The 12,951-nt window shown below is 71.4% G+C and carries 7 protein-coding genes and 1 pseudogene; 1 reads left to right on the forward strand and 7 read right to left on the reverse strand.

The annotated features are described in order from the left end of the window. Positions 1-211: 211 nt before the first annotated feature. Complete coding sequence (locus IGA62_RS00085) at positions 212-5,671, forward strand: ATP-binding protein (RefSeq protein ID WP_145817347.1); 5,460 nt, start codon at positions 212-214, stop codon at positions 5,669-5,671. 117 nt (positions 5,672-5,788) lie between these two features. Here the strand turns inward: IGA62_RS00085 and menC are convergent, their stop codons facing one another. The 7 genes and pseudogenes from menC to IGA62_RS30835 form a co-directional block, all read right to left on the reverse strand. Further along, entirely contained in the window at positions 5,789-6,895 is a 1,107-nt protein-coding gene (menC, locus tag IGA62_RS00090; RefSeq protein ID WP_145817345.1) for an o-succinylbenzoate synthase, read from the reverse strand. Continuing rightward, positions 6,892-7,746, reverse strand: a complete 855-nt coding sequence (locus tag IGA62_RS00095) for a GNAT family N-acetyltransferase (RefSeq protein WP_145817343.1) — start codon at positions 7,744-7,746, stop codon at positions 6,892-6,894. Before IGA62_RS00095 ends, menC begins: the two co-directional genes overlap by 4 nt. Positions 7,747-7,992: 246 nt before the next feature. Further along, positions 7,993-8,940: an SCO2521 family protein gene (locus tag IGA62_RS00100; protein ID WP_145817341.1), complete on the reverse strand. Its 948-nt coding sequence runs from the start codon at positions 8,938-8,940 to the stop codon at positions 7,993-7,995. Further along, positions 8,921-9,955, reverse strand: coding sequence for an SCO2522 family protein (locus IGA62_RS00105; RefSeq protein ID WP_145817339.1), 1,035 nt, complete (start codon positions 9,953-9,955; stop codon positions 8,921-8,923). Before IGA62_RS00105 ends, IGA62_RS00100 begins: the two co-directional genes overlap by 20 nt. After that, complete coding sequence (locus IGA62_RS00110; protein ID WP_145817337.1) at positions 9,952-10,887, reverse strand: SCO2523 family variant P-loop protein; 936 nt, start codon at positions 10,885-10,887, stop codon at positions 9,952-9,954. Before IGA62_RS00110 ends, IGA62_RS00105 begins: the two co-directional genes overlap by 4 nt. Before the next feature lies 1 nt (position 10,888). Beyond that, positions 10,889-11,686, reverse strand: coding sequence for a hypothetical protein (locus tag IGA62_RS00115; RefSeq protein WP_190289239.1), 798 nt, complete (start codon positions 11,684-11,686; stop codon positions 10,889-10,891). A gap of 148 nt (positions 11,687-11,834) precedes the next feature. After that, positions 11,835-12,755 (reverse strand): annotated as a pseudogene (locus IGA62_RS30835) (SCO2524 family protein); the annotation flags it as partial. Between the last annotated feature and the right edge of the window lie 196 nt (positions 12,756-12,951).

Here is a 12,951-nt window from a genome sequence, read left to right on the forward strand (position 1 = left end):
CGTGGAGCGCGAACCATCGAAGCCGCCGACAGACGACAGACACGAGTGCTCGCCAAACACCCCTCGATGTCTAAGCTGGTGGAGTTTCAACTCGGGCGCAGGAAGGCAGAGGTGGTTGCTGCGCAGGGTTGGCAAGCCAATACTATGAGTGACGCAAGTCGATGTAAAGGTGCAGATTCGCCCAAAGGGCGCTGAGAAGGGGTTCCGTCGGATGTTCAGTCGTGTCGCCATCGTCAACCGCGGCGAGGCCGCTATGCGGCTCATCCACGCCGTCCGGGATATCGCTGCGGAGACCGGGACACGGATCGAGACGGTCGCGTTGTACACCGACGTCGACCGTACGGCCACGTTCGTCCGCGAAGCGGACCTCTCCTACGACCTCGGTCCCGCGTCCGCGCGGCCGTACCTCAACCTGAAGGCGCTGGAGCGCGCGCTGGTGGAGACCGGGGCGGACGCCGCGTGGGTCGGCTGGGGCTTCGTCGCCGAGGATCCGGCGTTCGCGGAGCTGTGCGAGAAGATCGGCGTCACCTTCGTCGGCCCCAGCCCCGACGCCATGCGCAAGCTCGGCGACAAGATCGGCGCGAAGCTGATCGCCGAGGAGGTCGGCGTGCCGGTCGCGCCGTGGAGCCGCGGCGCGGTCGAGACCCTGGACGCCGCCGTGGCGGCGGCGAGCGAGATCGGCTACCCGCTGATGCTGAAGGCCACGGCGGGCGGCGGCGGGCGCGGCATCCGCGTCATCAACAACGAGGCCGAGCTGGCCGACGCCTACGAGCGCACCAGCCAGGAGGCCGCCCGGGCGTTCGGCAGCGGCGTCGTGTTCCTGGAGCGCCTGGTCACCGGCGCCCGGCACGTCGAGGTCCAGGTGATCGCCGACGGCGAGGGCACCGCGTGGGCGCTCGGCGTCCGCGACTGCTCGGTGCAGCGGCGCAACCAGAAGGTCATCGAGGAGTCGGCGTCGCCGGTGCTCAGCCCGGCGCAGGCGGCCGAGCTCAAGGCCTCGGCCGAACGGCTGGCCGTCGCGGTCGGTTACCGCGGCGCGGCGACCGTCGAGTTCCTCTACCACCCCGGCGACCAGCTGTTCGCGTTCCTCGAGGTCAACACGCGGCTACAGGTCGAGCACCCGATCACCGAGTCCACCACCGGCTTCGACCTGGTCAAGGCGCAGCTGCACGTGGCCTCGGGCGGGCGGCTCGAAGGCCAGCCGCCGGCGGAGCGCGGGCACGCGATCGAGGCCCGGCTGAACGCCGAGGACCCGGACCGCGACTTCGCCCCCTCCCCCGGTCGTATCGCACGGCTGGACCTGCCGGCCGGACCGGGCATCCGGGTGGACACCGGCGTCAGCGAGGGTGACACCATCCCCGCCGACTTCGACTCGATGATCGCGAAGATCATCGCCTACGGCCGCGACCGCGACGAGGCGCTCGGCCGGCTGCGCCGGGCGATGGCGCAGACCACGGTGATCATCGAGGGCGGCGCGACCAACAAGAGCTTCGTGCTCGACCTGCTCGACCAGCCCGAGGTGATCGACGCCAGCGCGGACACCGGCTGGATCGACCGCGTCCGTGGCGAGGGCCGGCTCGTCTCGCACCGGCACTCCGCCGTCGCGCTGGCGGCCGCCGCCATCGAGGCGTACGAGGAGGAGGAGCGCGCCGAGCGGGAGCGGCTGCTCTCGACGGCGTTCGGCGGACGCCCGCAGGTGCAGCACGAGAGTGGCCGACCGCTGGACCTCAAGCTGCGGGGCGTCGGCTACCGCGTCCGGGTCGCGCGGGTCGGCGCGCACCGGTTCCGCGTCGGCATCGAAGCGGGCGACGACGTCCGCACCGCCGACGTCGAACTGGACCGCTTCGACCGGCACAGCGGGCAGGTCGTCGTCAACGGCACCCGGTACCGCCTGCTCACCGGCACGCACGGGCCGATCCACCTGGTCGAGGTGGACGGCGTGACCCACCGGGTCAGTCGTGACGAGGGCGGCGTCGTCCGTTCGCCCTCGCCCGCGCTGGTCGTCGCCACGCCGCTGAAGGTCGGCGCGGAGGTCGAGGCGGGCGCACCGGTGCTGGTGCTGGAGAGCATGAAGATGGAGACGGTGCTGCGGGCACCGTTCAAGGCGCGGCTGAAGGAATGCGTCGTCTCCGTGGGCAGCCAGGTGGAGGCCGGCGCGCCGCTGATCCGGCTGGAGCCGCTCGCCGACGCCGAGGCCGAGGACACCTCTGCCGTCCAGACCGTCGAGCTGGACCTGCCCGCCGCGCCCGGGACGCTCCCGGCCCGCAAGCGCTCCACCCGTGGCCAGGAGGACCTGCGTAGCCTGCTGCTGGGCTTCGACGTCGACCCGCACGACGAACGCCGGGTGCTCGACGACTACCTCGCCGCACGCCAGGCGGCCATCGCGGACGGCCACCGGCCGCTGGCCGAGGAACTCGAACTCGTCGACGTCTTCGCCGACCTGGCCGAGTTGAGCCGGAACCGGCCGACCGGCGAGGACGGCGGCGGCGACGACGGCCACGTGCACAGCGCCCGCGAGTTCTTCCACACCTACCTCCAGTGCCTCGACGTCGAGCGGGCCGGGTTGCCGGAGGCGTTCCAGGCCAAGCTCGCCAAGGCGCTCGGGCACTACGGGGTCACCGAGCTGGAGCGCTGCCCCGAGCTGGAAGCCGCCGTGTTCCGGATCTTCCTCGCCCAGCAACGGGCGTCCATCGACGCCATGGTCGTCACGGCGCTGCTGCGCGCCTGGCTGCGGGAGTCCCCGCCGGACGAGGCCCTGCGCGAGCCCGCCGGTCTCGTGCTGGAGCGGCTGGTGGCCGCGACGCAGGTCCGCTTCCCCGTGATCGCCGACCTCGCGCGCGGCGTGGTGTTCGCCTGGTTCGCCCAGCCGCTGCTGCGCCGCAACCGCGCCCGCGTCTACGCCAACGTCCGCCGGCACCTGCGGCACCTGGACGCGCACCCGGACGCGCCGGACCGCGCCGAGCGCATCGCCGAGATGGTCCGCAGCACCGAACCCCTGGTGCGGCTGCTCGGCCAGCGGCTGGTCCGCGACGACCTCGACAACGCCGTCATGCTGGAGGTGCTGACCCGGCGGTACTACGGCAACAAGGGGCTCGGTGTCCGCACCAGCGAGGTCGCGGGCTGCACGTTCGTCATCGCCAAGCGGCCGGACTCGTGCGTGGTCTCCGCCGCGGTGAGCTTCGACGCGCTGGGCAGCGCGTTGCGTGGGCTCGCGGATTTGGCGGGTGGCGAGGGCGCCATCGACGCCGACATCTATCTCGCCTGGGAGAACCAGCCGGAGGACTCCGACGCGATGGCGGCCGCCCTGCACGAGGTGGTCAGCGCGCACCCGTTGCCCGTCGAGGTCCGCAGGCTCACCGCCACCGTCGCGGGTCGCAGCGGCGCGGTGATGCACCACCACTTCACGTTCCGCCCGTCGACCACCGGGATGACCGAGGAACGGCTGGTCCGCGGCCTGCACCCGTACATCGCGCAGCGGATGCAGATGGAGCGGCTGAGCAAGTTCGACCTCACCCGGCTGCCGTCGTCGGACGAGGAGGTCTACCTCTTCCAGTGCGTGGCGCGGGAGAACCCGTCGGACAACCGGCTGGTCGCGTTCGCCCAGGTACGCGACCTGACCGCGCTGCGCGAGCACGACGGCCGGCTGATCGCGCTGCCGACGGCCGAGGACACCGTGGCCGCCTGTCTCGACTCGATCCGCCGGGAGCAGTCGCGGCGGCCCTCGACGAAGCGCGTCAACACCAACCGGATCGTGATCTACGTCTGGCCGCCGAGCGACCTCACCCGCGAGGAGCTGGAGATGATCGCCGGCCGCGTGCTGCCGACCACCGCCGGTGCCGGGCTGGAGGAGATCCTGTTGATCGCCCGGCAGAGCGACCGGAGGACCGGCGAGCTGACCAAGGTGGCCGTGCGCGTCTCCTTCGACGTCACCGGCGGCACCGAACTGACCGTCGGCGCGCCGTCGGACGAGCCGGTCGAGCCGCTCGACAGCTACCGGCAGAAGGTGCTCCGGGCGAGCAGCCGCAACACGGTGTACCCGTACGAGCTGACCGGTCTGCTCGGCGACTTCGTCGAGCACGACCTCGACGAGCAGCACGCGCTGGTGCCGGTCGACCGGCCGAAGGGACGCAACACCGCGGCGATCGTCGCGGGCGTCGTCACCACGCCGACCCGGCGGCACCCGCAGGGCGTCACCCGGGTCGTGCTGCTCGGCGACCCGACCAAGTCGCTGGGCGCGCTGTCGGAGCCGGAGTGCCGCCGCGTGATCGCCGCGCTGGACCTGGCCGAGCGGATGCGGGTGCCGCTGGAGTGGTACGCGCTGTCCGCCGGTGCCCGCATCTCCATGGAGTCCGGCACGGAGAACATGGACTGGGTGGCCGCGGCGCTCAAGCGGATCGTCGAGTTCACCCAGGACGGCGGCGAGATCAACATCGTGGTCGCGGGCATCACCGTCGGGGCACAGCCGTACTGGAACGCCGAGGCGACGATGCTGATGCACACCAAGGGCGTCCTGGTGATGACGCCGGACTCAGCGATGGTGCTCACCGGCAAGCAGTCGCTCGACTTCTCCGGCGGCGTGTCGGCCGAGGACAACTTCGGCATCGGCGGCTACGACCGGGTGATGGGCCCGAACGGGCAGGCGCAGTACTGGGCGCCGAACCTGGCCGCCGCGCGGGACGTGCTGATGCTGCACTACGACCACACGTACGTCGCACCCGGTGAGGAGTCGCCGCGACGGGCGAGGACGACCGACCCCGTCGACCGCGACATCTCCTCCTTCCCGCACGCCGTGGAGGGCAGCGACTTCACCACCGTCGGCGAGATCTTCTCGGCCGAGGCCAACCCGGACCGGAAGAAGCCGTTCGACATCCGGACCGTGATGCGGGCCCTCTCCGACCAGGACCACCCGGTGCTGGAACGGTGGGCGGGCATGGCCGACGCGGAGACCGCGGTGGTGCAGGACGTCCACCTCGGCGGCATGCCGGTATGCCTGCTCGGCATCGAGTCGCGGTCGGTGCCGCGGCGGGGCTTCCCGCCCACCGACGGTCCGGACACGTACACCGCGGGCACGCTGTTCCCACGGTCGTCGAAGAAGGCCGCGCGGGCGATCAACACGGCCAGCGGCAACCGGCCGCTGGTGGTGCTGGCGAACCTGTCCGGCTTCGACGGTTCCCCGGAGTCGATGCGGAAGCTGCAACTGGAGTACGGCGCCGAGATCGGCCGCGCGATCGTGAACTTCCGGGGCCCGATCGTGTTCTGCGTGATCTCGCGGTACCACGGCGGCGCGTTCGTGGTGTTCTCGAAGGCGCTGAACCCGAACATGACCGTGCTCGCGCTGGAGGGCTCGTTCGCCTCGGTGCTCGGCGGTGCCCCCGCCGCCGCCGTGGTGTTCTCCGGCGAGGTCAACGCCCGCACCGCGGCCGACAAGCGGGTGCGGGACCTGGAGGCCCGCGTCGCGACCGCCACCGGCACCGACCGCGCCTCGTTGACCGCCGAACTCGACGAGCTCCGCTCGGCGGTCCGCGCGGAGAAGCTCGGCGAGGTGGCCGCGGAGTTCGACCGCGTGCACAACATCCAGCGCGCGGTCGAGGTCGGTTCGGTCGACGCCGTCATCCGCGCCGCCGAACTCCGCCCGCGCATCATCAAGGCCATCGAGGCCCGCCTGAAGTAGTCCGGACGCTCAGGGCCCGCCGTGGGCGGGCCCTGAGCGCTCCCGACAAGGCGCCACCGCCGGTGCCGCCCGCGCGCCGGAGCTTGCGCCGCTCTGCCCGGCGTCACCCCGGTCGCGTCAGAGGTCGATTCCCTCGCTGCGCACGGACGACTCCTTCAACGCGGCCTCGTCCGGTTCCACCCCGATCCCCGGTCCTGTCGGCACCTCGATCCACCCGTCCCGCATGACGACCGGCGGGGTGATGTCCCGGGCGAAGAAGCGGTCCGACGCCGACACGTCGCCGACCAGGGTGAAGTTCGGGAGGGCCGCCAGCGCCACGTTGGCCGCCCGACCGATGCCGGTCTCCACCATGCCACCGACCCACACCGGCACACCGTGTGCGGCGCAGACGTCATGGATCCGCCGCGCCTGGAGATAGCCACCGACCCGACCGGGCTTGATGTTGACGATGGCCGCGGCCCCCGACTCGATCGCCTCGACGGCCCGCACCGGAGAGGTGACCGACTCGTCCAGGCAGATCGGGGTACGCAGCCGCCGGGCCAGTGCGGCGTGCCCGCGCAGGTCGTCCTCGGCCAGCGGCTGTTCGATCATCAGCAGGTCGAAGGCGTCGAGCTTGGCGAGGTGGGCGGCGTCCGTCACGGTGTACGCCCCGTTCGCGTCCACCTGCACGGGCACCGCGTCGCCGATGTGCTCACGTACGGCGCGAACCGGCGCCACGTCCCACCCCGGCTGGATCTTCAGCTTGATCCGCTGGTATCCGGCGGCCACGTACCCGTCGACGGTGTCGAGCAACTCCGGGATCGACGTCATGATGCCGACGGAGACGCCGGCCGGAACCGCCGGCTTGACGGAGCCGAGGTATTCGGCCAGCGACATGTGGGCCTGCCGGAGCTGGGCGTCGAGGATGGCGATCTCCAGAGCCGCCTTCGCCATCGGGTGCCCCTTGACTGCGGCGAGGGCGTGTCCGACCGTTGCCGCGGAGACGGTCGGCAGGGCGCTGACCGCGGGGATCAGGAACCGGACCAGCGCGTCGGCGGCGCCGTCGACGTACTCGGCCGAGTAGTCCGGCTGTGGCATCGCGACGCACTCGCCCCACCCGACGGCGTCCGGCGTGATCGCCTTCACCAGGAGCGCCTCGCGCTCGTACTCCGTGCCGAACGACGTCCGGAACGGCGTCACCAGTGGCAGCCGCACCCAGTGCAGCTCGATCCGGGTGAGCTTCACGGCTCGTACGACGGGGTCAGGCCGGCCGGCAGGAGAACGTACTCGTGGTTCCTGGTCATGCCCACCACCCGGTAGTTGTCGTCGAAGAGCGCGAGGAAGCGGTCGCGGACCGCGAACCGCTCGCTCTGTGCCCGCCTGCGGTCGGTCCGCCGCAGCAGTTCGATGTCCTCCGGCACGACGATCAGTTCGGCCCCGGGCACCACGCGGGCGTGCCGGCGGGCTGCCCCGGGCTCCCCCACCATGGCCTGCTCGACCCACTCGGACCGGAGGTCCCACTCGACCAGCAGCCGGTCGGTGCGTTCGTTGGTGTTGACTCCGTCGTCGAGCCGCCCGTAGAAATCCGGTCGGTAGTCGGTGACCGTCGCGCCGAGCTTGCAGAGATTGAAGTACCCGTTGCGACAGACCAGCGGGTCGTACGTCCACGAGATGGTGTCGAGGCCGCGGTCGAGCGCCCACCGGCGTTGATGCCGTTTGAGCGCGAATCCGGTGCCCCGGTTACGTTCCGGCTGGTACACCCCGGTGATGTAGGAGTGCAGGTGGTCGGGTCGCCCGGCCTGCGCGCCGAACATCCCCACCGTGCAGCCGACCAGGCGGCCGTGCTGGTACGCCCCCACCACGTAGTTGCCCGAGTGACACAGGGTCCGGAGCAGACCGACGGTGATCAGCTCGCTGCGCTCGGCGTCGGTCCGGGCTCCCCAGACCGTCCACAGCAGGTCGGCGGCGGCCTCGATCTGTTCCGCGGTGTGCAGCGCCGTGATCGTGGGTCCGGCCTCCGACGCCATGGTGTCCGAACTGTCCGGCGGGCCGGTCGCGTCGGCATTCGTGCCGACTGCGGCTCGCCGCTCAGCCACGGCGCCCTCGGTCTGTACCACCGCTACCTACCGTTCTCATGCGCGAGAACGCGACACGCAATCCGTGCTCACCCTGGAAACATAACCACAAGTTAACGCTACGTGTGCATTCAGCGCAAATCCGAGATAACCTGACGTTATTGTCGCCCTGGGCAGCACGAATCCGAGTGGACCTAACGTTACCCAGAACGGCGTACAAAGTAACGTACGCGGGGGCGGAGGTGCCGTCGGCCCGGCTGCGATCCACTAACGAAACAGCGGGACGGCTTCCGCCGGCCGGTGTGCCAGCGCGGCGGCCATCGCGATCTGGTCCCGGATCCGCCGTACGGACGCCTCCCACTGCCGGGAAAGCCCGGGCCGACCGTCCAGCCCCTCCCACACCGACAGCGCGAACCCACCCAGGCGGGCCGCCGGCATCCACAGGTGCAGCAGGTGGTCGACGGCGGGCCGCAGCCGGTGGATGATCTGCACCGGTTCGTCGACTCCGATCCGGCTCTGCTCGATGATGGACACCAGCGCGGTCAGCAGCCAGTCGTGCAGGGCCAGATCCTCACACAGTTCGACGATGTCGGCCACCGCCACCTGCCCCAGCAACAGCCGCACGGTCCGCAGGCCGTCCTCGTGGACGGTGAACCGCACCCGGACCCCCTCGGTGTCGGTGTCGGTCAGCGCGGCCCAGCGAAGCACCGTGCGGCGCGCCCGGACCGGTGGGCGCCGGTCCAGCAGCGAGGATCCCTGGACCTCGGCGATCAGGCGGTTGCACACCGCGCCCATGCCCATGGTGGACGACGACCGGTCCGCGGCCAGGTGGGCGGCCGCCGTCCCGGGCAGGTCGATCCGGCCGAGCGTCTCCACCACACCCGGTCGGGTTAGGTAGTGCGACCAGGCCTGCCGGTGGCCGCCACCGATCGGCTCGACCCGCACCACGGCGGAGCCCTGCAACACCCGCCCTCCGGTGAGGCAGACCCGACCCATGAGCGTGCCCACGCCGCGCACCCGGGCCCCCGAACGGGCGGCGATCCGGCAGTCCACCCCGGTGAGGACGTGCGGGCTGACCGCGTGGGAGATCGGGCGCTCGGAGACGCGGACCCGCTCGCCGGCCAGCAACGCCAGCACGCCCTCCGCCAGCTCGCGGGGCACGCTGCCGGAGTGCCGCAGGGCGGCGGTCTGCACCTCACCCAGGACCAGCACCACGCACCGGTCCGGTGTCCACGAACAGGTGTTCGATCCGGTCGACCACGGCGGGCGGCAGGACGATCCCCTCGTCGGCGCCGCGCGCGGCGACCTGGTCGCGCACGGTGGGATCCACCGCCACCTGCTGGAGTATCGTCCGGACCGCGTTCTCGACCGGCAGGAACAGCGGGGCGCAGATGGTCATGGTCCGGTAGGCGCTGAACGGTGCGGCCCGCGGGTTGAGTTGCAGCACCGGGGGCAGCCGGCGCCAGTCGTCGGGCAGCTCGTCCGGCACCGGCCTCGGCACGGCGACGCGACGCCCCTGGTCCCGCAGGACGCCCAGCCTCAGCAGCTGCCAGACGGCGGCCAGCATCGCGCAGGACCACTGACGGCCCTGGTCGCCGTCCCGCCACAGTTCGATGTCGGCGAAGACGGAGTGGTTGACGGCGGCGTTCTCGGCGGGCGGCAGCCAGGCGACCGATCGCTTCATCGCCTCGTGGCGATCCGTGGCCGGTGATCGCTGCCCGTTGCACAGCCACCCGGTCTGGCGCACGGGTGGGCGGGCCCCGGTGGTGTCCGGCGGTGGGTCCTCGACGATCCGGGCCTCGACCAGTTCGGCCAGCGACAGGCCGGTCGGCGCGGTCTCGGCGGGCTCCGCCGGGTCGGGGTCGGCCGGCTCCGCCGCGTCGGCGCAGCCGGACTCCCGGGCGAGGTAGTCGATTTCCAGACCTCCGTCCCGGGCCGCCCGGATCAGTTTCGGAAGCAGCGTACGGGGCGATTCCGGCTGGCCGAAGTAATCGTCGATCAGGACGCAGGTGCTGATTCGCGGTTTCTTTCCCCGGACCACGTCGTGGCAGGCCGCCCGGGCGGTCGCGGACCACCGGGCGATCCTCCGGAAATGGTCGACGAAGAAGCCGGCGTCCTGGCTGAGATCCGGGTAGTAGAAGTGACCGAGTTCGACCGACAGGTGCGCCAGCGGAACGGACTCCACCCGCGGGTCCGCGGTCGACTCGAAGAACTCGGCGTCCGTTCTCATGCGGTGGCCCACATCTCGTCGTCCACGAGGTTCCGGGCGAGTTCGTCGAACGCGGCCACGGTCGACAGGTTGGCGATGTCCCGGGCGACGACGTCGTTGTCCGAGAGCAGCTGTTCGCGCCACTGCAACACCGGGTCGAGCGGCACCGAGCCGAGCAGCGCCAGCCGCCCGACCCGGTGCCGGGCGGCGAGCCGCCGCAGGTCCTGGTCGCAGTCGCGCAGCCAGGCGACCTGCGCGGGCCGCAGGCCGCGCAGCTCGGCCGAGTCGGGGTCGACCACCGCGGTACGGACGAACCGGATCGACGCGGCCAGCCGGTCCCGGTCGTGGCCGGCCCGCTCACCGACGTCGAGGATGCCGTCCCGGCCGTAGACGAGGCCGGCGGCGGCCGGGATGTGCTGCCGGGTCCAGCGGTGGAAGACCAGCCAACGGGCGACCACGCCGTGCAGGGCCGGGTCCGCCGTCGCCTCCAGCACCAGCTGGGTCGCGTACGACCGTCCGGCGCTCAGGTCGACCAGGCACATGTCGAACTCCTCGTCGAGCGCGAGGAGCAGCCGGACGCACCGGCGCAGGGCCTCCTTGTCCGGGCGGAACTCGCCGCCGTCCTGGTCGCCGGGGAAGAGCATGAGCTGGCCGGAGCCGGGCGGGCGATGACGCAGGCTGGCCCGGGCCGACCGGTTCCAGACGTCGATGCGCCGGGGTTCCTCGACCGCCGCCTGCGGATCCTGCTCCATCAGGTACGAGTGCAGTCCACCGCCCTCCCGCACCCCCCGCGCGGCGTCGACGATCTGGAAGATGGACCCGGCCGTGGGCGACCCGAAGTCGAAGTCCAGGTAGCAGACCTCGGCACCGGCGAGCGCACGTCGGTACACGACGTTGCAGCTCGTGACCGACCTTCCGGTGCCGCCCTTGTCGGACGCCGCGAAGACCAGCACGCTAGTCTCCAGTCTCGGATTCCCGGGCCGCGGCGAGCTTGTCCAGCTCGCGTAGGACGTCCAGGATCAGGGAGGCGGCCGTGCCGGGCCGGGTCGGCAGCAACCGGCGGGCCCGCCGGAGACCGATCGCCTGTCGGCTCAGGCTGTCCCGCAGGGCCGGGCCGCCCTCTCCCGAGCCGCGCAGCTGCTCCTCGTCGAATACGTCCTCGGCCTCGACCAGCAGCTCGGAGGCGACGTCCGACAGCATCATGCCGGGTGGTGGCTCGCCCCGGATCAGGTCCGCCGCGGTGCCCATGCACTGCACCACGCGGGTGGTGTGGTACCAGCTGGGCGAGCCACGGCGGGGCAGCGTCGGGTACACGTTCGCCGCCTCGTCCCACAGACCGGTCCCTCGGCCGTCGCGCAATCGACGCTGTTCCAGGTGTCGCCAGGCCTCGTCGGCCAGGCGCAGCAACCGGGCCCGCAGGCGATGGTCGTTGACCTGGGCCGCGAGGGCCAGCGCCCGACTGAGCAGCAGGGTGCCCAGCTCGCCCAGCCGCCAGCCGAGCAGGGGCGCGTCCGGCCCGGCCAGCTCGCTGCCGTTCAACGCGACCCAGGTGCCGGGGTGGTGCAGCTTCAACGCGGGGTCGCCGGCGAGTGGCCGGCGTCTGATCCGGCCCCGGTCGGCCAGGTCCTCGAGGACCCGGGCGATCCGGGCCAGGTCGGAGTCGGGGGCGCCCCGGTCGACGAGGGCACGTCGGACGAGCGAGACGACCAGGAGGCTGTAGTAGTCGCTCTCCTCTCGTCCGTCGTCCGCCACGGCATGTCCTCGACCGGCCACCGGTCCTCGCCGAAGGTGGCGATCGTGGACCAGTACCGCTGGGCCAGGTCCCACTGGAGGTTGAGGGTCCGGGCGAGCGACTGCTGTTCCTCGTCGAGCAGGCCCTTGAGCCGGGTGTCTCCCGGGAGAAGAGGTCCCGGATGCCGTCCACCGCCACCACGGTGTAGTAGAGAGTACGGGCCCGACTCGGCGAGCCCGGCTGGGCGTACACGGTCGTCGCCGTCTTGACCGGCTCGGCGTCCCGGACGATCCCCCACGACCAGCCGCACTCGAACAGCAGGTCGCGGTTCTCCAGCAGGGCGTCCACCTCGTCCATGGACGATCCCAGCTCACGGAGACCGGCCATGACGTCACCCAGCGAGTCCCGTAGCCGGGCGACCAGCTCGGCCGAGTAGCCCTCCTCCGGGTTGACCGTCTCGCACAGCGCCCGCCCCTCACGGCTGTCCCCCGGGAAGACACTGAGCGCGAAACTCCGCTGGAGTCCGGCCATCGCCGCCGTGAGGCGCTTCTGCGCGGCGGCCTCCACCCGGTCGATCTCCTCCCGGTGGGAGGGACGCTGGACCTGCCGGCGGTAGCCGCGCACGAACGCGATGGCGGCCGTGGTGAGCACGACCGACGTGGCGTACGAGTCGACCACCTCGAGCGTCCGCTGCTCGGCGGTGGGCTCCCGGTCGTCGTCGGGCGCGGTGGTGAGGTAGCCGCCGCCGGAGAACTCCGGCAGCCCGGTCTCCGGGTCGGTGTAGTCGTGCAGGTACTCCCCGATGAGCCGGACGACCCGCTGCGGGATCTCCACGGCGCTACCGAAAGAGGCGAGCGCGGCGCAGACGTCGGGCTTGGTCTCGTCCGGCCGGTCGTAGCGGATGTCCGGCAGTTTCGTCGGCGGGAGCAGGAGACAGAGCAGCAGCTCGGCGTCGCTGATGGAGTTGCGCCCGGCCCGGTCACCCCAGGAGAAGCTCTGCCCCGAGCCGCACCACCTGGATATTGCCTTCCATACCGACAGCAATTCCTGGCGCGGCTGGAGTCTCATTGATCGGCAACCACCGTTCATTCACCGTGAGCAATGACGTGTGCGGCCTCGTCCACGCGTGCGGGCGACCTCGGGAGTGACCTTCAGCTGGTGGGTAGCATATCCCGACCCACCACTTGATCAACAGCCGAAACATTAAGGACAAGCCGTATCTAAGCCGCATAGGGGAATCGCTCGTCTTTGGATCATCGTAAATTGATAGGCTCGTAACCGCCCA

Source organism: Micromonospora sagamiensis, from assembly GCF_014680085.1.
GTDB classification, from domain to species: Bacteria; Actinomycetota; Actinomycetes; order Mycobacteriales; family Micromonosporaceae; genus Micromonospora; species Micromonospora inyonensis.